The 21,331-nt window shown below is 61.9% G+C and carries 16 protein-coding genes; 2 read left to right on the forward strand and 14 right to left on the reverse strand.

Annotated elements, in window-relative coordinates; all coding sequences use genetic code 11:
• Nucleotides 1-41: 41 nt before the first annotated feature.
• The 12 genes from dbpA to AC07T0_RS26695 all read right to left on the reverse strand — a co-directional run bounded on the left by dbpA (nt 42) and on the right by AC07T0_RS26695 (nt 16,033).
• A complete protein-coding gene (dbpA, locus tag AC07T0_RS26640) occupies nt 42-1,379 on the reverse strand; it encodes an ATP-dependent RNA helicase DbpA (protein WP_495004038.1) in 1,338 nt (445 codons plus the stop codon).
• 333 nt (nt 1,380-1,712) lie between these two features.
• Nucleotides 1,713-3,143, reverse strand: a complete 1,431-nt coding sequence (gene mdtD / locus AC07T0_RS26645) for a multidrug transporter subunit MdtD (RefSeq protein WP_495003996.1) — start codon at nt 3,141-3,143, stop codon at nt 1,713-1,715.
• Between the two features lie 306 nt (nt 3,144-3,449).
• On the reverse strand, nt 3,450-4,289 hold the full coding sequence (locus tag AC07T0_RS26650; protein ID WP_495003997.1) for an alpha/beta fold hydrolase: 840 nt from the start codon (nt 4,287-4,289) through the stop codon (nt 3,450-3,452).
• A gap of 363 nt (nt 4,290-4,652) precedes the next feature.
• The gene (locus tag AC07T0_RS26655) at nt 4,653-5,990 is read right to left on the reverse strand and encodes a TldD/PmbA family protein (protein ID WP_495003998.1); all 1,338 of its coding nucleotides are present in this window, start codon (nt 5,988-5,990) and stop codon (nt 4,653-4,655) included.
• Nucleotides 5,990-7,432 carry a TldD/PmbA family protein gene (locus AC07T0_RS26660; protein WP_495003999.1) on the reverse strand — a complete coding sequence of 481 codons (1,443 nt, stop codon included), beginning with the start codon at nt 7,430-7,432 and terminating at the stop codon, nt 5,990-5,992. Before AC07T0_RS26660 ends, AC07T0_RS26655 begins: the two co-directional genes overlap by 1 nt.
• 269 nt (nt 7,433-7,701) lie before the next feature.
• On the reverse strand, nt 7,702-8,397 hold the full coding sequence (locus AC07T0_RS26665; RefSeq protein ID WP_495004000.1) for an RraA family protein: 696 nt from the start codon (nt 8,395-8,397) through the stop codon (nt 7,702-7,704).
• Nucleotides 8,398-8,720: 323 nt separating this feature from the next.
• A complete protein-coding gene (betA, locus tag AC07T0_RS26670; RefSeq protein ID WP_495004001.1) occupies nt 8,721-10,424 on the reverse strand; it encodes a choline dehydrogenase in 1,704 nt (567 codons plus the stop codon).
• 183 nt (nt 10,425-10,607) lie between these two features.
• The gene (gene betB, locus AC07T0_RS26675; RefSeq protein ID WP_495004002.1) at nt 10,608-12,080 is read right to left on the reverse strand and encodes a betaine-aldehyde dehydrogenase; all 1,473 of its coding nucleotides are present in this window, start codon (nt 12,078-12,080) and stop codon (nt 10,608-10,610) included.
• An 81-nt stretch (nt 12,081-12,161) separates the two neighbouring features.
• Nucleotides 12,162-12,782, reverse strand: coding sequence for a transcriptional regulator BetI (betI, locus tag AC07T0_RS26680; protein WP_495004003.1), 621 nt, complete (start codon nt 12,780-12,782; stop codon nt 12,162-12,164).
• A gap of 213 nt (nt 12,783-12,995) precedes the next feature.
• Entirely contained in the window at nt 12,996-14,174 is a 1,179-nt protein-coding gene (gene choV / locus AC07T0_RS26685) for a choline ABC transporter ATP-binding protein (RefSeq protein ID WP_495004004.1), read from the reverse strand.
• Nucleotides 14,171-15,016: a choline ABC transporter permease subunit gene (gene choW / locus AC07T0_RS26690; protein WP_100942575.1), complete on the reverse strand. Its 846-nt coding sequence runs from the start codon at nt 15,014-15,016 to the stop codon at nt 14,171-14,173. The genes choV and choW overlap by 4 nt, the downstream gene beginning before the upstream one ends.
• Nucleotides 15,017-15,085: 69 nt before the next feature.
• The gene (locus tag AC07T0_RS26695; protein ID WP_121135228.1) at nt 15,086-16,033 is read right to left on the reverse strand and encodes a choline ABC transporter substrate-binding protein; all 948 of its coding nucleotides are present in this window, start codon (nt 16,031-16,033) and stop codon (nt 15,086-15,088) included.
• 441 nt (nt 16,034-16,474) lie between these two features.
• On the opposite strand from AC07T0_RS26695, the gene AC07T0_RS26700 reads away from it, so the two are divergent.
• Together AC07T0_RS26700 and gbdR are read left to right on the forward strand one after the other, a co-directional pair.
• On the forward strand, nt 16,475-17,857 hold the full coding sequence (locus AC07T0_RS26700) for an L-serine ammonia-lyase (RefSeq protein ID WP_495004005.1): 1,383 nt from the start codon (nt 16,475-16,477) through the stop codon (nt 17,855-17,857).
• Between the two features lie 564 nt (nt 17,858-18,421).
• The gene (gene gbdR / locus AC07T0_RS26705; RefSeq protein ID WP_103499851.1) at nt 18,422-19,525 is read left to right on the forward strand and encodes a choline metabolism transcriptional regulator GbdR; all 1,104 of its coding nucleotides are present in this window, start codon (nt 18,422-18,424) and stop codon (nt 19,523-19,525) included.
• A gap of 229 nt (nt 19,526-19,754) precedes the next feature.
• Here gbdR and AC07T0_RS26710 read toward each other — a convergent pair whose 3' ends face one another.
• Both AC07T0_RS26710 and AC07T0_RS26715 read right to left on the reverse strand, forming a co-directional pair.
• Nucleotides 19,755-20,018 (reverse strand): hypothetical protein, encoded by a 264-nt coding sequence (locus AC07T0_RS26710; RefSeq protein WP_495004006.1) that lies wholly within the window; start codon nt 20,016-20,018, stop codon nt 19,755-19,757.
• 526 nt (nt 20,019-20,544) lie between these two features.
• Nucleotides 20,545-21,060 carry a hypothetical protein gene (locus AC07T0_RS26715; protein ID WP_495004007.1) on the reverse strand — a complete coding sequence of 172 codons (516 nt, stop codon included), beginning with the start codon at nt 21,058-21,060 and terminating at the stop codon, nt 20,545-20,547.
• Between the last annotated feature and the right edge of the window lie 271 nt (nt 21,061-21,331).

The following is a 21,331-nucleotide window of genomic DNA, read 5'->3' on the forward strand; positions in this document are numbered from 1 at the left end:
TTCCCACAGTGATCAGTGTGATCCCGGGATGCAGATCAGTTTCAGAGAATCCGCACGCGCAGCGAGCGGCCCTTGATCTTGCCGTCGTTCAGGCGCTGCAAGGCCTGCTTGGCGACGCCGCGCTCCACCGCCACATAGGCCTGGAAGTCAAAAATCGCGATCTTGCCGACCTGGGCACCGGGAATCCCGGCATCGCCGGTCAAGGCACCGAGGATGTCGCCCGGGCGGACCTTGTCCTTGCGTCCGCCACTGATGCACAGGGTGCTCATGGCCGGCAGCAGCGGGCTGCCACCCTGGGACTTGAGGTTGTCGAGCTGGTCCCAGTTCAACGGCGACTTCTGCACTTCTTCGATGGCCCGCGCGCGCAGGCTTTCGGACGGCGCCACCAGGCTGATCGCCAGGCCGGTCTCGCCCGCCCGGCCGGTACGGCCGACACGGTGGATATGCATCTCCGAATCACGGGCCAGCTCGACGTTGATCACCATGTCCAGCGCATCGATATCCAGGCCGCGCGCGGCCACGTCGGTGGCCACCAGCACCGAAATACTGCGGTTGGCGAACATCGCCAGGACCTGGTCGCGGTCACGCTGTTCCAGATCGCCGTGCAGCGCAACGGCGGACACGCCCTTGGCGGTCAGGGTGTCGACGGTTTCCTGGACCTGCTGCTTGGTGAAGCAGAACGCCACACAGGACTGCGGACGGAAATGGTTGAGCACCTTGAGCACCGCTTCCATGCGCTCTTCCGGAGAGATCTCGTAGAAGCGCTGCTCGATCTGGCTGTCGGCATGCATCGCCTCGGACTTGACCTGCTGCGGGTTGCGCATGAACTTGGCGGCCAGCTGCTTGATGCTCACCGGGTAGGTGGCGGAGAACAGCAGGGTCTGCCGACGTTCCGGGAGCTGGGCAATGATTTCCTCGATGGCGTCGTAGAAGCCCATGTCGAGCATGCGGTCGGCTTCGTCGAGGACCAGGGTGTTGAGGCCGTGCAGGACCAGCGAGCCCTTGCGCAGGTGCTGTTGGATACGCCCCGGGGTGCCAACGATGATGTGCGTGCCGTGTTCCAGGGAGGCGATCTGCGGACCGAGGGACACGCCGCCGCAGAGGGTCAGCACCTTGATGTTGTCTTCGGCGCGGGCCAGGCGGCGGATTTCCTTGGCGACCTGGTCGGCCAGTTCGCGGGTGGGGCAGATCACCAGCGCCTGGCAGCCGAAGAAGCGCGGGTTGATCGGGTTCAGCAGGCCGATGCCGAAGGCGGCGGTCTTGCCGCTGCCGGTCTTGGCCTGGGCGATCAGGTCCATGCCCTTGAGGATCACCGGCAAGCTTTGCGCCTGGATCGGCGTCATCTGGGCATAACCGAGGGAGTCGAGGTTAGCCAGCATGGCGGCGGACAGTGGCAAAGAGTTAAACGCGGTGGCGATGGTGGTCACGGGACGGGCCTGCAAAACAAAATGTCGCGCAGTGTATCAGTCCCGGCCGGCGGCGCCGCAAATTCTGGACGAAAAGTAGCCAAATACTGGCAGTGCAGGCCAATTATTGTGAGGGGCTGGGTCATACCCTGGAACTGTGGTGTTTTTGCTGGCCTCTTCGCGGGCAAGCTCCGCTCCCACACTGAGATCGGAGCCAGGCGCAAGTGTTGCAGGCACCGCGCAACTTGTGGGAGTGGAGCTTGCCCGCGAAGAGGCCCCAGAGCGCACCCAATAAATCCCTGGCACTCAGTGCTCGATATGCTGCTCCTGGACCACCTTGGCCCGCCGCCCATCCTGGGATGAAAGCTGGAGGAAAATCGTCGCCGCCAGCATCGCCATGATGCCCACGGTGAGGAAGGTCAGCTGGAAGGCGCCGAGTACCGTCTCCACCCCATCGTTGCCGACGGCGGCGGTAAAGCCGCCGAGCAGGGCGCCGGCGCACGCCACGCCAAGGCTCAGGGACAATTGCGCCACCACCGACAGCAGGCTGTTGCCGCTGCTGGCGGACTTGTCGTCGAGGTCGATCAAGGTCACGGTGTTCATCGCCGTGAATTGCAGCGAGTTGATCGCCCCGGCAATCGCCAGCATGACCAGCAACAAGGGGTAAGGCGTGTGCTCGGTGACCAGACCCATGACCGCGAGCATGATGCCCAGCGCCAGGGTGTTGCCGGTGAGCACGATGCGATAACCGAGGCGCTCGATCAGCGGTCGGGCAATCGACTTGGCGAACATCGCCGCCGCCGCCAGCGGCAACATGCTCATCCCGGCCTGGGACGGCGAGTAGCCCAGGGCCACTTGCAGCAGCAGGGGCACCAGGAACGGCAGGGCGCCGCTGCCCAGGCGGGCGAACAGGTTGCCGAGGATGCCCACGGCAAAGGTCCGGGTCTTGAACAGCGACGGGGCGAATAACGGATTGTCGATATGCCCGGCCCGCAACCAGTACGCCGCCAGGCAGGCGAGGCCGGCGAACAGCAGCAACATCACCCGCAGGTGCGGCAATTGCAGTTCGCCCAGGCCTTCCATGGCGATGGTAATCAGCAGCATCGCGGCGCCGAACAGCAGGAAACCGATGCCGTCGAAGCGCGTGCGCTCGCTGCCGCGCAGGTCGGGGATGAACTTCCACACCGCGTAGCAGCCGAGCAGGCCCACCGGCAAGTTGATCAGGAAGATCCAGTGCCAGGTCAGGTACTGCACCATCCAGCCGCCCATGGTCGGACCGATCAACGGACCGAGCAGGCCGGGAATGGTGATAAAGCCCATGATTCGCACCAGCTCCGAGCGTGGGTAGGCGCGTAGCACCACCAACCGGCCGACCGGCAACATCAGCGAGCCGCCCAGGCCCTGGATGATCCGCGCGCCGATCAGCATGTTCAGCGAACTCGACAGGGCACAGAGCAGGGAGCCGATGCTGAACAGCAGGATCGCGCTGAAGAAGATGCGCTTGGTGCCGAAGCGGTCGGAAATCCAGCCCGAGGCGGGGATCAGCAAAGCCACGGTAAGCATGTAGGCGATCACCACGCCTTGCATGCGCAAGGGGTTTTCCGCCAGGTCCAGGGCCATGGCCGGTAATGCGGTGTTGAGGATGGTCCCGTCGAGGGACTGCATGAAGAAGGCAATGGCCACCACCCACGGTAGCCAGCGAGCGGTCGTTACGTCGAGAGGGGCACGGTCGGGCATGAGCGGCTCTATTTGTTAGCTGGCTACGTAGTTGCAGTATGCCTGATCGGTCAGGAACGGTGTAGGCGCGTGTTTGATTGTTGCTGTCGGATGCAAGTCCTGTGAGAGATTCCATGGGCTTGCGTTGTTCTCGAGGGCGCCATTGCTGGCAAGCCAACGCCTACAGGGGATCGCGTCGGACACAGGATTTGCGTACGCCCACATCCTGGGTGGGAGCCGGCTTGCTGGCGATGAACGATGACGCGGTGTTTCTGATAGACCGCGTCGCCTGGATCGTCAGCAAGCCGGCTCCTACAGGATGAGGTGTTACCCGGCATTGGGTGTTAACAGGAAACCGAGCAATGCCTGATGCACCGCGTTGGCCGCCTGGCGAGATTCCAGGTCGAGCAAATGGCCGGTGTCCTCGGCGACGCTAAAGCTGCAGTGGGGGATGTATTGCTGAAACACCCGCGCCCCTTCGGCCGGGGTGTAGATGTCCTTGGCACCGTTGATGAAATGCACCGGGCCCTGGATCACCGACAGTGCCCGCAGGTAGTTGCCGTCGCCCAGTTGCAGCACCTGGTCGATATGAAAGCGCGCCTGGCGGTATTCGGTGCTGGGCATCGAGGACAGGTGCTGGTGGTTGGTGGTCTTGAGGCGCGCCGGCAGGTAGTGGCCGACGGTGTCGTTGAGCAGATGGCCGATGGCGGATTTGTCGTCCACCGCGATCAACTCGTGGACCCGCCGCACGTAAGCCAGCATCGGCGGGTTCAGGTCGGGCGCCAGGGCCATCACCACCGAGCTTTCGATGGTCGGCGGGTGCCGGGTCAGGGCCAGCAGGGCGGAAATGCCGCCCCAGGAGGCGGACACCAGGTGATTGACCTCGAAACGTCGCACCAGGGCCAGGAGAATCTCCACCTCGTCATCCTTGGTCACCAGGCCCGGATCGGGGTTGTAGGGTTGTGAGCGCCCGGCGAAAGGCAGGTCGAACAGCACCACATTGAAGTGTTCGGCCAGGCATTTGCCGGTGCGGGTGAAGGAGCTGGTGGTGGCCAGGGCGCCATTGACCAGCAGCACCGTCTTGCGCCGCGGATCGTCGCCGATGCGCTCGACGTGGATGTTGAAATGCCGGTACAGGTTGTTGATGACAAAGCTTCCATGATTCATATCAAGCTCCAGCAAAGCACTTTCGGGGGGGATGAAAGAGGTGCGGTGTTGAGTAAGGAAATCGCGGGTCGAGCCTGGTTTTTCTGAATGTTTCTGGACGAAGGTGGCGTTTTGATAGTGCGACAAAAGCAGAGGGAATGTATAGCGCGCCGGGCGGCGTCAGGGCAACTGGCTGAACGGATAGGTGGGCGGGTATTTCGGTCAGGGCGCCGGGGGCGATTTTTTGGCTGTTGTGGATCTTGTAGGAGCCAGCTTGCTGGCGATGGTCGTCAACGATAACGCGGGGTTCCTGAAACCACGCGGCGTTCTTGAACTCATCGCCAGCAAGCTGGCTCCTACAGGTGTTGCTGTGTCCGCAAGAGGTTACAGGGTCAAGGTCAGTTTGCTGATCAGCGCCCCCGGCAGCAGGTTCGACGCGGTCTGCCGCTGGTCGTAGGTGCTGGCCGACAGCAGCAGTTCGCGCTCCTGGGTCAGGGCTTCCAACTGGCTGCCCAGCAGGCTGTAGGCACTGTCATCGAAGCGCATGGTGCTGACCGGCGCCTGGATCTCGCCGTTCTCCACCCAGAAGGTGGCGAAGCGGGTCATGCCGGTCATCCGCGCCGCCGGTTGGTCCGAATAGTTCAGGTACCACAGGTTGCTGATGTACAAGCCGGTGCCCAGTTGCTTGAGGATATCGGCCTGGGCAAGCACCCCGGCGCGCATCTGCAAGGCGCCGGGGTACTCGCCGCCGCTGGCGCCGTTGGTGGTCAGGCCATATTCGGCGGCACTGCGGGAGTTGATCAATTGTTGATCAGCCACGCCCGCCGCGACCAACGACACATCGCCGCGCGGATAACCTTCGCTGGAAAACGCCGGGCTCAACGAACCGCTGATCTGCTCACCGAGCCAGACCCTGGGACTGAAGCTGGCCTCGCCGGCGTAGAGCTTCTGCAGGGGGCTGTGCTTGCTACCGATGGCCTGGGCCGAGAAACCGCCCCAACTGAGCATGCCCATGACTTCTTCGAGTGCCGCCGGTGCCAGGTAGGCGCGATATTCGCCCGGCGCCAGGGTGCGCAGCGGGCGCCCGAGAAACTCGAGTTGTTCACGGGCCTGCTGGAAGCGTCGGGCAAAGCTGTCGCTGTTCCAGTCATGGCCGGCGAAACTGGCTTTCACCGCCTGGCCGTTTTCGTGGAACAGGCTCCAGTCGAAGTTGAAACTATTGGCCTGGTGCCAGCCGAAAGCCCCGTCGGAACTGGCAAAGCCGCGGCTGATGGGCCCGGCGGCGTAGAACCCGACCAGGTCCAGACCGACCGCGGCCCGGCTGATTTCTTCCAGTACCTGGGCGGTTTCCGGCAATGCGTGGCTCTGCACGTTGTGGCTTTGCCAGGCGTTGTGGTTGAGCAGCAGGTACGGATCCGCCGGCAGCAGCGCAAGGATTTCGCGCAGTTGTTGCAGGCCGTCCGCCAGGCGCTGACGGTCCGGCCCTGGTTCGCCGGAGAGGGTGATCTGCAAGTCAGCGTGGCGCCCGTCGTTGATCAGCTTGAAGCTCAATGTGGCCTGTTGCACCTGCCCGGCCTGGCGCACCCGGCCGTGATTGAAACGGATAAAGTCCGACGCTTCGGCGGCATATCCCAGGGTGAAACGTTCCGGGGCGCGGAGTTGTTCCTGCAAGCCGTCGACCAGCGCGCGGAAGTGTTCGACCTGACTCAGTGAAGTACTCATCAGGCATCTCCTCCAAACACATCGACATTGCTGAAGACACAGGCGGGCGATGCATGCCCGACCCGGATCACCTGGTTCGGCTCGCCCTTGCCGCAGTTCGGCGTGCCCAGCACCTGGAAGGTCTCGGCATTGCCGACAGCGCTGAGGTTGCGCCAGAACTGCGCGGAAATCGCCCGGTAGTTGGGGTTTTTCACCACACCCTTGAGCTCACCGTTCTCGATCAGTTGACCCCACTCGCAGCCGAACTGGAATTTGTTGCGGGCGTCGTCGATGGACCAGGAACGGTTGGTGGACATCAGGATGCCCTTCTCGATACCACCGACCAATTGGGCGAAGGACTGCTCGCCAGGTTCGATATTGAGGTTGGCCATACGGTCGATGGGCGGGCGATTCCAGCTACAGGCGCGGCTGTTGGCGACCCCGTCGAGGCCGGAGCGGAACTGCGACAGCGCGCCGCCCAGTGGGCGCAGCAGCCGGCCCTCACGAATCAGGAACTCCTTGCGTGCTGGTGTGCCATCGTCGTCATGAGCGTAGCTGGCCAGTTGTTGCGCGATGGTTGGATCGAAGGTCACGTTGAGCAGCGCCGAACCATATTGCAGGCTGCCGAAGTCGCTGGTCTTGACGAAGCTGGTGCCGGCGTAATTGCGTTCGTCGCCGAGGATGCGGTCCAGCTCCAGCGGGTGACCGATGGATTCGTGGATCTGCAGGATCATCTGGTCCGGGGTCAGCAGCAGGTCGCGCGGACCTTGCGGGGTGTTGGGCGCCAGCAGCAACTGCAGGGCCTGGTCGGCGATCCGTATGCCGGAACCGATCAGCCCGGAACGGCCGATGACATCGGCGCCGCCTTGCTGGCCGAAGTTTTCCCGGCCCAAGGTGCGGGTCTGGCTGTCCGCGCCGTCGTAGGCGGTGACGCTCAGGCCCGGGTAGACGAAGCGCAGCGCCTGGCGCAGCTCGGCGCCGGCGTTGTTCAGGTAGATCTGCTCGACCTGGGTCAGGCCGAGGCTGACTTCCCAGTTGACCAGCCGCTCGTCCTTGGGCACCGCGGCCGATTCGGCGCCGAGCAGGGCGTAGCAGTCGCTCAGGGACGGGAAGGGCTGGTCGAGCTGGGGCGAGCGATAATCGGCGCGGTCGCTGGACACGGCCTGTTGGCGCAGGTCGAGCAGGGCGTGGGGGGCCATCAACCGGGCGTAGTTTTCGGCGCGTTCGAGAGCGCTTTGCAGGCCGGCCTGGGACAGGTCGTTGGTGGCGGCGTAGGCTTCGACACCGTTGACTCGTACGGTCAGCATCGCACCTTCGTCGAGGCGCAGGCTGGGGGGGTCCGCCACGTTCTTGCGTACCGACAGGTATTGGCCAGATTCGCGCAGGTAACGCAGCGAGAAAAATTCAGCGCCTGTGCGCAAGCCGGCGAAACGCTGCTTGAGCTGGGGGTGGAAGTCGAACATGGGGAACCTCCCTGGAAATGGCGGTGGCCGTGAGGGGGGCCGTATAGGATGCCCCAATGACCAGTCTGTCAGGAAAAGGCGACTTTGCGAACGACACGAGCCTGGAACCGACTCGCTGACGCCTGCAAGGCCCGCGCGCAACACTCACTGTAGGCGCCAGCTTGCTGGCGATGGTCGTCAACGAAAACGCGGGGCATCAGAATGATCGCGGTGTGGCGACGTTCATCGCCAGCAAGCTGGCTCCTACAGGGGGGGCGCGAAGCCAGGGGTTACAGCGGACAGCCCTTGGCGCGCAGGATCGCGTCGAAGCGGTCCGGGTCCAGGGTGCCGGCTTCGATCGCCGCCAGCGTGGCTTTTTCCCGCGCCAGCAGATCGTGGCAGCGCACCAGCAACTCCGGTAGTTCGGAGCGGGCGGCGGCGACAACGCCGTCACCGTCGCCGATCATCAGGTCACCCGGGGTCACCAGCATGCCAGCACAGGAAATCGCTACGTTGATCTCGCCACCGCCGTCGGTGCTCGGGCCACGGTGCACGCCGCCAATGGCATAGGCTGGCAGCTCGCCGGTCTGCCATTCGTCGAGGTCACGCAGGGCGCCGTTGATCACCACGCCGACGATCCCGGCCTTGAGGGCCATGGCGCGCATGATGCCGCCGAACACGGCGCGGGTCAGGTCGGCGCTGCCGTCGATCACCAGCACGTCGCCCGGACGGGCCATCTGCATGGCCTTGAGGATCATCAGGTTGTCGCCCGGACGTACGCGTACGGTCAGGGCATTGCCGAGCATCGGGGTGTTGCCGTGGAACGGTCGCAGGCCCAGGCCGCCGACGTTACGACCGAGGCAGTCGCTGACCGCGGCGGCCGGGATCTTGCTGAATTCCTTCAGCCACTTGGGGTCCATGGGCTCTGGGTTGGGATTGATCAGGTAGCCGGTGGGCCATTTGCTCGAAGAGACGACATCAAACATGGGAAAGCCTCGTGGCCAGCAATGTGGCGGTGTGTCGAATTGGGGCGGGGTGAAACGTTTGCGCGCCATTAGATTAGGCCTGCGCGGGGGGGAGGAGCAAGGGCGGGGCGGTGTGGGGATTGTTTACGTTGTGTGCAGGGTGGAGGCTTGTACGGCCGTGAGAGCTCCTTTGCGGAATTTTCGTCTGGCACAGATCTTGGGCAGGACAACGAACCTGTGGGAGCCGGCTTGCCGGCGATGGCGGCTGATCAGTCGATGCAAGACTGACTGGCCTCATCGCCGGCAAGCCGGCTCCTACAAGGATCTGTGTCGCTCCATGGGGGTTACTGCGCGGTCCGGCTCACTTCACGCAGCGGCTTGCCGCGCACCGGCGCTTCGCCGGCCACGTAGTAGTCGGCCTGGCTGCGCGGCAGGGGTTGGCGGCCACGGATCTTGTCGGCGATTTTCTCGGCGATCATGATCGTCGGCGCGTTCAGGTTGCCGGTGGTGATAATCGGCATGATCGACGCATCGACCACCCGCAGGCCCTGCATGCCATGCACGCGCCCCTGGCTGTCGACCACCGCCATCTCGTCGCTGCCCATCTTGCACGAGCAGGACGGATGGAACGCGGTCTCGGCGTGCTCGCGGACAAACCGGTCGAGTTGCTCGTCGGTCTGCACCTCGATCCCTGGGCTGATTTCGCGCCCACGGTAAACATCCAGTGCCGGCTGCTGCATGATTTCCCGGGTCAGGCGGATGCCGTCGCGGAATTCCTGCCAGTCCTGCTCGGTGGCCATGTAGTTGAACAGGATGCTCGGGTGCTGGCGCGGGTCCTTGGACTTGGCCTGCACCCGACCACGGCTCGGCGAACGCATGGAACCCATGTGCGCCTGGAAGCCGTGCTCTTTCACGCCGTTGCTGCCGTTGTAGTTAATCGCCACCGGCAGGAAGTGGTACTGGATATTCGGCCATTCGAATTCCGGGCGGGTGCGGATGAAACCGCCGGCTTCGAACTGGTTGCTGGCGCCGATACCGGTGCCGTTGAACAGCCATTCGGCACCGATGGCCGGTTGGTTCCACCACAGCAGCGAGGGGTACAGCGAGACCGGCTGGGTGCAGGCGTATTGCAGGTACAGCTCCAGGTGGTCCTGGAGGTTTTCACCGACGCCCGGCAGGTCGTGGACCACCGGGATGTCCAGGCTTTGCAGCAATTTGGCCGGACCGACGCCGGAGCGCTGGAGTATCTGCGGCGAGGCGATGGCGCCGCTGCACAGCAGGACTTCCTTGCGCGCGCGGACTTCGACCGGTTCTTCGGCCGAACCCAGCAGGTAACGCACGCCGACCGCACGCTTGTCTTCGAATAAAATCTTGTCGGTCAAGGCGTGGGTGACGATGGTCAGGGTCGAGCGCTGCTTGGCGGTGTCCAGGTAACCACGGGCGGTACTGGCGCGGCGGCCCTTGGGCGTCACGGTACGGTCCATCGGACCGAAGCCTTCCTGCTGGTAACCGTTGAGGTCCACGGTACGCGGGTAACCGGCCTGTACGCCGGCTTCGACCATGGCGTGGAACAGCGGGTTGTTGCCAGCTTTGGGCGTGGCCACGCTGACCGGGCCTTCGCCACCGTGGTAGTCGTTGGGACCGATGTCACGGGTTTCCGCCTTGCGGAAATACGGCAGGCAGTCGAGGTAGGCCCAGTCTTCCAGGCCTGGCAGCTTGGCCCAGCCGTCGTAGTCCATGGCGTTGCCACGGATGTAGCACATGCCGTTGATCAGCGAAGAACCGCCGAGGCCCTTGCCGCGGCCGCATTCCATACGACGCCCGTCCATGTGCGGTTCCGGGTCGGTTTCGTAGGCCCAGTTGTAGCGTCGGCCTTGCAGGGGGAAGGCCAGGGCGGCGGGCATCTGGGTACGGAAGTCGAAGCGGTAGTCGGGACCGCCGGCTTCGAGCAGCAGCACGGTGACGCCGGCGTCTTCGGTCAGGCGGGTGGCCAGGGTATTACCGGCGGAGCCGGCACCGATGATGATGTAATCGAATTCTTGGGACATGAAATGCAGCCCTCGTTGAAGTGGGTCGAGCGGGGCGTCTCAGGGCGAGTGCTGCGCACTCGATCGCCAGCAAGCTGGCTCCTACAAGGTTTGCGTCGCACATCGGTTATGTGAACGCCCCAACTCTGTAGGAGCCGAGCTTGCTCGCGAAGACGGCCTCACGGGCAATACAAGGCTCGGGTCTTAGAACACCGAGTTGTATTCGCCCAACTCAACCTGTACCGATTTGATCCGGGTGAAGTTGTTCAGCGAACTGATGCCGTTCTCACGGCCGACACCCGACTGCTTGTAGCCGCCGACCGGCATCTTGGCGTCGGACTCGCCCCAGGCGTTGATCCAGCAGATACCCGCTTCGAGCTGATGAATCACGCGGTGGGCGCGGTTCAGATCCTTGGTCACCACACCGGCGGCCAGGCCGAAGTCGGTGTCATTGGCGCGACGGATCACTTCTTCTTCGGTTTCGTAGCTGAGGATGCTCATCACCGGGCCGAAGATTTCTTCACGGACGATGCTCATGTCGTCGCTGCAGTCGGTGAACACGGTCGGCGCGACAAAAGCCCCCTTGGCGAATTCGCCGGCGCTCAGGCGTTCGCCGCCGCACAGCAGGCGCGCGCCTTCTTCCTTGCCCTTGGCGATGTAGCCCAGCACGCTTTCCATATGAGCGAAGCTGACCAGCGGGCCGAAGTTGGTGTTCTCGTCTTGCGGGTTACCGATGCGAATCCGCGCCACACGCTCGACGATCTTGGCTTCGAAAGCGGCTTTCAGGTGGCTCGGCACGAACACGCGGGTGCCGTTGGTGCAGACCTGGCCGGAGCTGTAGAAGTTGGCCATCATCGCGGTGTCGGCGGCGCGGTCGAGGTCGGCGTCGTCGAAAATGATCAGCGGCGACTTGCCGCCCAGTTCCATGGTCACGTCCTTGAGCGACGAGCTGGAAGCACTGGCCATGACTTTCTTGCCGGTGTCGGTGCCGCCGGTGAAGGAGACTTTCTCGATACGCGGGTGTTCGGTCAGCCAGGTGCCGACTTCACGGCCGCTGCCGGTGAGGACGTTGAACACACCGGCCGGCACGCCGGCCGCGGTATAGATCTCGGCCAGTTTCAGGGTGGTCAGCGAGGTGACTTCGCTCGGTTTGAAGATCATCGCGTTGCCGGCGGCCAGGGCCGGTGCGGATTTCCACAAGGCGATCTGGATCGGGTAGTTCCACGCGCCGATCCCGGCGACCACGCCCAGCGGCTCGCGACGGGTGTAGACAAACGAAGTGCTGCGCAGTGGGATCTGCTCGCCTTCGATGGCGGGCACCAGGCCGGCGTAGTATTCCAGCACGTCGGCACCGGTGACGATGTCGACATAACGGGTTTCCGAGTAAGCCTTGCCGGTATCCAGGGTTTCCAGGGCGGCCAGTTCGTCGTTGCGCTCACGGAGGATATCCACGGCGCGACGGAGGATCCGCGAGCGCTCCATGGCGGTCATCGCGGCCCAGATTTTCTGGCCTTTTTCGGCACTGACCACGGCCCGCTCGACGTCTGCCTTGGTCGCGCGTTGCACGGTGGCTAGCACTTCACCATTAGCTGGGTTGATGGCGTCGAAAGTGGCATCGCCGCTGGCGTCGCTGTAGCCGCCGTCGATGTAGAGTTTTTGCAGTTCGAAACGGGCCATAGTGTCCTCGCAAGTGCAGTGTGGGTTGGCAGACCTCGGAGCGGAAGCCCTGTAGCCGGGGCAACGCGAGTCCGCGATCGTTCAGGTGCCGAAGCGTTCTTGGCCGCTTATGCACACCTGTTTTGCCAGTTGGAAATCCATATATTCATAAGCGATCCGTTGTGCCTGCGCGGTGTCGAAAGCATCTCCCGACAGCGCGCCGCGCAACCACAAACCATCGATCAACGCGGCCAGTCCGCGTGCCGCGCTGCGCGCCGCGGACAACGGCAGGACGCGGCGGAACTGGCAACACAGGTTGGAATACAGACGGTGATCGTTGATCCGCTGCAACCTGTGCAAAGACGGGTGGTGCATGCTGGTGGCCCAGAAGGCCAACCAGGTTTTCATGGCCGGGCCATTGACCTGGCTGGCATCGAAGTTGCCTTCGATAATCACCTGTAGATGCGCCCTGGGGCTGTCGTCTGTCAGCGCCAGGCGGCGCGCGGCGACGTTCTCGATCAGGACATTCATCAGGTAGCGCATCGTGGCGGCGATCAGGCCATTCTTGTCCCGAAAGTAGTGGCTGATGATGCCATTCGAAACCCCGGCCAAGCGGGCGATTAGCGCAATGCTGGCATCCGCCATCCCGACCTGATCGACCGCCGTCAACGTGGCGGCAATCAATTGCTGGCGGCGTATGGGTTGCATACCGACCTTGGGCATCGTGCACCTCTCCTCAGACCTGTTGGCGGCCAGGAAACGGCTACCGGTATGGGGACCAGTCTATTTTGTTTTGATTGAACGTTCAATTAACAAAAAAGCAGGGTTACGACAAATCGCCGTTGCCCGGCGCTTCTTCCCGCCTGCCATCAGCGGTAAAACGGCATCCCGAAAACAACGACGCCGCGATGCGCTCGCGGCGTCCTTGCCGGTCTCTCAACCCAGGTTCTTGCCCAGCAGCGCGTGATACAACTCGCTGTCGCCGAGAATCCCCACCACCTTGTTGTTATCGTGCAGCACCAGCTTGTTGCCGGTCTGGTAGCGGATCTGCAGCGCATCGCGCATACCAATGTTCGAGTCCACCAGTGTCGGCGTACGCCCCAGGGCTTCCACCGATTGGCCCTGCACCCAGCTTTGCAGGTTCAGGCTGGCACCGTTCTGGCGCGCACCCTTGATGGTGTTGCCTTCGGCCAGGTCGATCCACGAATCGCCGCCCGGGTCGATGCACACCGAACCGTTGACCCGCTTGCAGTTGTCCAGGGTGCGCATCAGGCTGCGCCCGCAGAGCACATTGAGCGGATTGGTGTGGGCCACAAAGGTGCGCACGTATTCGTCCGCCGGGTTGAGCACGATGTCTTCGGGCTTGCTGTACTGGATGATCCGGCCGTCTTTCATGATGGCGATGCGGCTGCCCAGCTTCAGGGCCTCATCCAGGTCGTGGCTGACGAACACGATCGTCTTGTGCAGCTTGCGTTGCAGGTCGAGCAGTTCATCCTGCAAGCCTTGGCGGATCAGTGGATCGAGGGCCGAAAAGGGTTCGTCCATCAACAGAATGTCGGCGTCCATCGCCAGGGCGCGGGCCAGGCCCACGCGTTGTTGCATACCGCCGGACAGTTCGTCGGGCTTCTTGTTACGCCATTGCTCCAGACCCACCAGTTGCAGCTTCTCGTCCACCAGCTGGCGGCGTTCCTTCTCGGGACGACCCTGCATTTCCAGGCCGAAGCTGATGTTCTCGCGCACCGTCAACCAGGGCATCAGGGCGAACTTCTGGAACACCATGGCGATGCGCTGGGTGCGCATCATCTTCAGTTCGGCGTCGGTGCAGTTGGCGATGTCGATCTGCCGACCTTCATGTTCGACGAACAAGTGGCCACGGCTGACCGTGTTCAAACCGTTGATGCAGCGCAGCAAGCTGGACTTGCCGGAGCCGGACAGGCCCATCAGTACGCAGATCTCGCCTTTCTCGATTTCCAGGCTGGCGTTTTCCACGCCGACGATCTGCCCGGTCTTTTTCAGGATCTCTTCACGCTTGAGGCCTTTGTCCAACAACGCGAGGGCCTCTCGCGGGTTCTTGGAGAAGATGACGTCTACCTTGTCGAAGCGAATGATGCTCATGCGTCACCCCTTACCTGTGCGTCGGGTTGTTTGCAGATACGGTCGAGCATGATTGCCAGCAATACGATCGCCAGGCCGGCTTCGAAGCCCAGGGCGATATCAGCGGTGTTCAGTGCGTTGACCACGGGTTTGCCCAAGCCATCGGCACCCACCAGTGCGGCGATCACCACCATCGACAACGACAGCATGATGCACTGGGTGACACCGGCGGCGATGCTCGGCATGGCGTGGGGCAGTTCAATGCGGGCGAGCAGTTGACGGCGCGAGCAGCCGAAGGCCTTGCCGGCGTCCATCAGTTCTTGCGGTACATCCTGGATGCCCAGGTAGGTCAGGCGGATGGGCGCGGCAATCGCGAACACCACCGTGGAGATCAGACCGGGGACAACACCCAGACCGAACAGGGTCAGGGTTGGAATGAGGTACACGAAGGTCGGTACGGTCTGCATCAGGTCGAGGACCGGACGCATGAGGGTGTAGAACATCGGCTTATGCGCGGCAACAATGCCCAGCGGCACGCCGATGACCACGCAAACCAGGGTGGCGAACATCACCTGGGCCAGGGTTTCCATGGTTTCCTGCCAGTATCCCAGGTTGAGGATCAGCAGGAAGGAAGCGATCACGAAGGCGGTCAGCCCCCATTTGCGCTGGATCAGGTGGGCGATCGCCGCGATCAGCGCAATCAATGCCAGCGGATTGAACCAGGCCAGCGCGAAGGTCACGCCGTGGATCATCGCTTCCAGCGTCGAGGCGATGAAATCGAAGTAGTTGGCACCGTGCTTCGTCAACCATTCGACGAACGCCGCGATGTACTGGCCCAGGGGGATTTTATGTTCAGTCAGCATGGTATTGAACGTCCACATGCGGGGAAATAAATGCCGGTCCAGGCGGGCGAACCCGCCCGGACGTGGCGGTTATTGCGCGAGCTTGGCTTTCACGGCGTCCAGGCCTGGTTTACCGTCAATGGTGGTCACGCCCGCCAGCCAGGTGGTCAGCACCTGTGGGTTCTTCTTCAGCCACGCCTTGGCAGCGGCTTCAGGCTTCATCTTGTCGTCGAGGATGTTGCCCATCAGCGAGCTTTCCATGTCGACGGTGAACTCGAGGTTCTTCAGCAGTTGGCCGACGTTGCTGCATTCCTGGGTGTAACCCTTGCGGGTGTTGGTCAGGACGGTCGCGGCGCCGAAGTCAGGGCCGAAGTACTCGTCACCACCGGTGAGGTATTCGATCTTGAAGCGCTTGTTCATCGGGTGCGGTGCCCAGCCCAGGAAGACCACGGCGGTGTCGCGTTTCTGCGCACGGTCGACCTGCGAGAGCATGCCGGCTTCGCTGGACTCGACGACTTTGAAGCCAGCGTCTTTGAGACCGAAGGCGTTCTTGTCGATCATGCTCTGGATCAGGCGGTTGCCATCGTTACCCGGTTCGATGCCGTAGATCTTGCCGTCCAGTTCCTTCTTGAACTTGGCGATATCGGCGAAGTCATGCAGGCCCTTGTCATACAGCGCCTGAGGGACGGCGAGGGTGTACTTGGCGCCCTTGAGGTTGGTGCGCACGGTTTCCACGGTGCCGGCATCACGGTAGGCCTTGATGTCGTTTTCCATGGTTGGCATCCAGTTGCCGAGGAACACGTCCATGTTCTTGCCGTCGGCCAGGGACTTGTAGGTCACCGGCACGGAAATCATGGTGGTCTTGGTCTTGTAGCCCAGAGCGTCGAGTACCACGCTGGTGGTTGCCGTGGTGGCGGTGATGTCGGTCCAACCGACATCAGAGAAGTTAACGGTACTGCACTGTGCCGGCTCTGCAGCCTGGGCCAGCATTGGCAGACTCAGCATGGCGGCCAACAACAACGACGGGGAACCTTTCATGGGTGGACTCCTGGATGTTTATTTTTGGCAGTGGTCCGACTGGACGATCGCGCTTAGTTATTTTGTGTTGCGGTTGTAGGCGCCGAGGACGGCTCTACCCCGGTGCCTTGCAATCGAGTCGAGACTGATCATGTACCAGCCTAAATCTGTCGCCTACAGGGTGCGTCGTATCCAGTACAGGGAGGGTCGCTTCCAGTGTCGGTGAGGTCGTTTACAGCTTTTTTCGGGCCTTTTTTCCCCTCTGCGCCGCAAAAAAACGCTGGAAATTACCTGTGCGCGGACACTGGCGTTGCTGGACATGGGTGCGTCGGTGTGGGACGTCGTGCGGGCTGTCAAAAGGCTGATGATGTTTTATCCCGGCGGATTGCGATCCTTGAGCGTAGCAGCTCCGCCACCGGACGCTCAGGCGTCTGGAACAGGCACTCAGAGGACTTCGCAACAATGGCAATCAGCGTGTTTGACCTGTTCAAGATCGGCATCGGCCCTTCCAGCTCCCACACCGTGGGCCCCATGCGTGCCGCGGCATTGTTCGTCCAGGGGCTGCGTGAGCGCGGCGAGCTGGAACGGGTGACGCGGGTCGAAGTGCAGCTCTATGGTTCGCTGTCGGCTACCGGCATCGGCCACGGCAGCGACAACGCGGTGATCATGGGCCTGATGGGCGAGTGGCCGGACGCGATCGATCCGTCGCAAATCGGCCTGCGTATCGCCACCTTGCGGGAAACCGATACGCTGCTGCTGGATAACCGCCTGGCGATTCCGTTTGTCTGGGCGCGGGACATGCGCCTGATCGATGAGAACCTGGCGTTCCATCCCAATGCCATGACCCTGGTTGCTTTTGGCGAAGATAAAGATAAAGAGCTGCATCGCGATACCTACTATTCGGTGGGCGGTGGTTTTGTCGTCGACCAGGCCCAGGCGGAAAGCGGCGTGGCGGACATGGACCGCACGGTGCTGCCGTATGATTTTTCCAGCGCCGCGCAATTGCTTGAGTTGTGTCAGCGACATGGCCTGAGCGTTGCCGAGTTGATGTTGGCCAATGAAAAGGTCTGGCGGGCCGAAGACGAGATCCGCAGCGGCCTGATGAAGCTTTGGCGCGCGATGCAGGATTGTGTGGAGCAGGGCCTCAAGCACGAGGGCATCTTGCCTGGCGGCCTGAATGTGCGCCGGCGCGCGGCCAAGCTGCACCGCAGCCTGCAGGAGCTGAACAAGCCCAATGTCATCGGCTCGACCTTGAGCGCCATGGAGTGGGTGAACCTGTTCGCCCTGGCGGTCAACGAAGAGAACGCGGCGGGTGGGCGCATGGTCACGGCGCCGACCAACGGCGCGGCGGGGATTATCCCGGCGGTGCTGCACTACTTTATGAAGTTCAGCGAGGTGGTGACCGACGCCAATGTCGTCGACTATTTTCTCGCGGCGGCGGCGGTGGGCATCCTGTGCAAGAAGAACGCCTCGATCTCGGGGGCCGAGGTCGGTTGCCAGGGCGAAGTGGGTTCGGCTTGCGCCATGGCGGCGGCGGGCTTGGCGCAGGTGCTCGGGGCGACGCCGGAGCAGTTGTGCAACGCGGCGGAGATCGGCCTGGAACACAACCTGGGGCTGACCTGCGATCCGGTCGGTGGGCTGGTGCAGGTACCGTGTATCGAGCGTAACGCGATTGCCGCGGTCAAGGCGATCAACGCGGCGCAGATGGCCTTGCGCGGCGACGGCCAGCACTTCATTTCGCTGGACCGGGTGATTCGCACCATGCGCGATACCGGCGCCGATATGCATGACAAATATAAAGAGACTTCGCGCGGCGGTTTGGCGGTCAGCGCGGTGGAGTGTTGATCCGGAAAATGTAGTGATTGTGCCGGCTTTTTCGCGGGCAAGCTCCGCTCCCACAGTTTTTCGCCGTACACAAAATCCGCGAACGACTCGGACCTTGTGGCAGCGGAGCTTGCCCGCGAAGACGTCAGCCCAGACAGCACAGAATGAAACCTGTGCACAAATCGCCCATTCACCCCATGACGCGCCACCTTTTGGCGCGTCGCAAACAGATAACTGGCAACCCTTCGCAACGACCTGTTTTTACCCGATTACCGTCTGTCGACTGTGCTTGCGGTGACACTCCTTCCTGGCGCTGCTCAGCGCCCAGCACACAAGTGCTACCGAAGTGCTCAAGGCACCTTGCCAGGGCGCTTACAGAGCTTTCCCGGGCCTTATAACCCGCACCCATGGCGGGGGCTATATAGACACATCGCGATGTCGTTTTCAGGAGTTATTGAATACCCATTCAACTTTCGGCATGGCAATTGCTCTGTCATTGCAAAGCCCCGCTCCGCGAGAGAATGAGGGCCATAACAAGAGCCTCCGCCTGAGGCCATCACCCGCTTTGTGTGAGGAGATATCGCGATGACGTCGTTCCAGCCCGGGGCTCAACCCCAGAACCGTGCGCCTCAATCCATCGGCTTCCTGCTGCTGGACAATTTCACGCTCATTTCCCTGGCTTCCGCCGTAGAACCCCTACGGATGGCCAACCAATTGTCCGGTCGCGAGCTGTATCGCTGGACGACCCTGAGCGTCGACGGCGGACAGGTCTGGGCCAGCGACGGTCTGCAGATCACGCCTGACGCCTCCATGCACAAAGCGCCGGCCATGGACACCGTGATTGTCTGCGGTGGTATCGGCATTCAGCGCACCGTAACCCGTGAACACGTCTCCTGGTTGCAGAGCCAGGCCCGCCAGTCGCGCCGCCTCGGCGCCGTGTGCACCGGCAGTTGGGCTCTGGCCTGCGCCGGGTTGCTCGACGGTTTTGATTGCAGCGTGCACTGGGAGTGTCTGGCTTCGATGCAGGAAGCTTTCCCGCGCGTGGCCATGAGTACTCGCCTGTTCACCCTCGACCGTAACCGCTTCACCAGCTCTGGCGGCACCGCGCCGTTGGACATGATGTTGCACCTGATCAGCCGTGACCATGGCCGTGAGTTGTCGGCGGCGATTTCGGAAATGTTCGTCTACGAGCGTATCCGTAATGAACAGGATCACCAGCGTGTGCCGCTCAAGCACATGCTCGGCACCAACCAGCCGAAGTTGCAGGAAATCGTGGCGCTGATGGAAGCCAACCTGGAAGAGCCGATCGACCTGGACGAGCTAGCGGTTTATGTCGCCGTGTCCCGTCGACAGCTGGAGCGGTTGTTCCAGAAGTACCTGCATTGTTCGCCGTCGCGTTACTACCTGAAGCTGCGCTTGATTCGGGCGCGGCAGTTGCTCAAGCAGACGCCGATGTCGATTATCGAAGTGGCATCGGTGTGCGGGTTTGTTTCGACGCCGCACTTCTCCAAATGCTACCGCGAGTACTTCGGTATTCCGCCGCGTGACGAGCGTGTTGGTTCTAATACTACGCAGCAGGTGGCAATGATGCCGATTCCGCAGGCGTTGGTATTGGCGCCGTTGTCCGGGCCGATGTCGGCGTTGAGCCAAGCGCGTAATGAATCGACGTTTGCCAGTGTGAGGCTCTGATCGAGCCACTTGGCAACAGGGGCTCGCAGGGGCCTGGGCTTGACGATATTTTTCGGTGAAACACCGTACCTGTGGGCACCTGGGCTTGACGGTATTTTGCGGTGAAACACCGTACCTGTAGGAGCTAGCTTGCTGGCGATTGCGATGTGACATTCATCACCGCTATCGCCAGCAAGCCGGCTCCTACAGGTTTCGTTGTGTTTTCAATTGGCCAGCCGCCGTTCCTGAATCAGGCCGGGCGGCTCTGCTGATACTGCGCCAACGCCGGCAACAACTGCTTGTCTATCGCCTGGCGCACGGCCGGCAGAATCGTCGCGCTGCTGGTGTACATATCCTTGACCATCTTGCGTAGCTCATAGGCCCGGGCATCGTCCAGGCCGCGCACCGCACATTCGCAGGCTTGCTCAGCGGTGGCACCGCTCGGCACTTGCAGGCCGAGGGATTTGAGCTGGCCCAACAGGTCTTCCTGGTCAATCAAATCCGCGTACATCATGGCGCTGGTCCTTGTTCCGATGTGATCGTGCTTCGATTCTGGTAGCCCTTCGCGGTGTCGGCAAGAGCCGATTGCCCGAGTGGCTCTGATACCTATGAACAGGTCGTTTTCGGCTAACTCGCGGGCCGGGCAAGCGAGCACACTGAGTACCAGTAGACCTGTCGACGGTTTGGTCACCCTCGGCCCGGATCTCTGCGGACACACTCTCTCACCCCGATCCTGTCACGGCTTGATCGGGGTTTTTTTTGCCTGTGGAAGAGGTGGGGCGGGATGTTGTGTTTGCCGGGACTGTGAAGTAGCCAAGCGCATTGGAGGTTACCGTGTGTTACATCCGCTCAGCCGAAGGTGGTTGCGATTTGACCAGTAGTTGCTTAGCATTGGCCACGACTATGCAGACAGCAGAAAATTTGTCGGCGGAGCTGCGAAGGCCCAGGTAAGCCAGGGTCATATGAAGGGAAATTGTAGGCATTTGGGTTGTTCTGCTTCGGTGCGGGAGACTTGTCTACAAGGCCGTCCTTCCTCGTAGTCAACTAATGTTTCGAATCTTGGCCTCGGTCGCATGATAAGCGGTGACCGGGGCCAAGTATTTTTCGGCACCCTCCTGATAGACTTTTACGACCGCCAGGGCGTAGTAGTTTGCGGCGCCTACTCTTACTTTTCGACCCGTATTGAAGATGATTCCTTGTGCGCTTTTGGGCTTGTTGAGCCCGATCTGGCTATAGGGAGAGTAGGCGTTCGTCAAAATTTCCAGCGCCTGTTCAGGGCTGCAGTGGTCCTTGGTCTCCCGTGATTCCAAGGGGTGGGCAATGGCCGGAAGATCAATCAGGATTCCACGGCGATTCGGCACAGGCCAACCTTGCTGCCTGCAAATCTTTTTGATTCTGTCGAATTGTTTTGGCGTCATCAGATAGGTGAAGACCGGTGCATGTTGGACCTGCTTAAGCGAGACGCCAGTGCTCCGAACGTTCAGCACTACGTGCATCAGCTCCCGAAAGGCGGTGGCCAAGGCGATGTCCCCTGGCGGGGTGTTTTTACTTGTCATGTTTGCTGTTGAGGCAATAGGTATCGCCCAGAGGGGCGAGAGATGACGGTGCCGAGCGTGTCATGGACTTGAAGCCGGTACGCTAGGAGCGAGCGGTCGATACTCTCATGTCGGTGTACTTGCCACGAGACGGTTTGGGCTACGGTTGTGTTGCGTGCTATTTCGTCTCTGGCCCCGACGTATTTGCTCAAACATTCCACCCCGTACTTGCTTGCATATAGCTGTGCAACGTTTCTATAGTCCTCCTTGTCATTGCCACTTCAATGACTGG

This window comes from Pseudomonas sp. GW821-FHT04D07 (genome assembly GCF_059420225.1).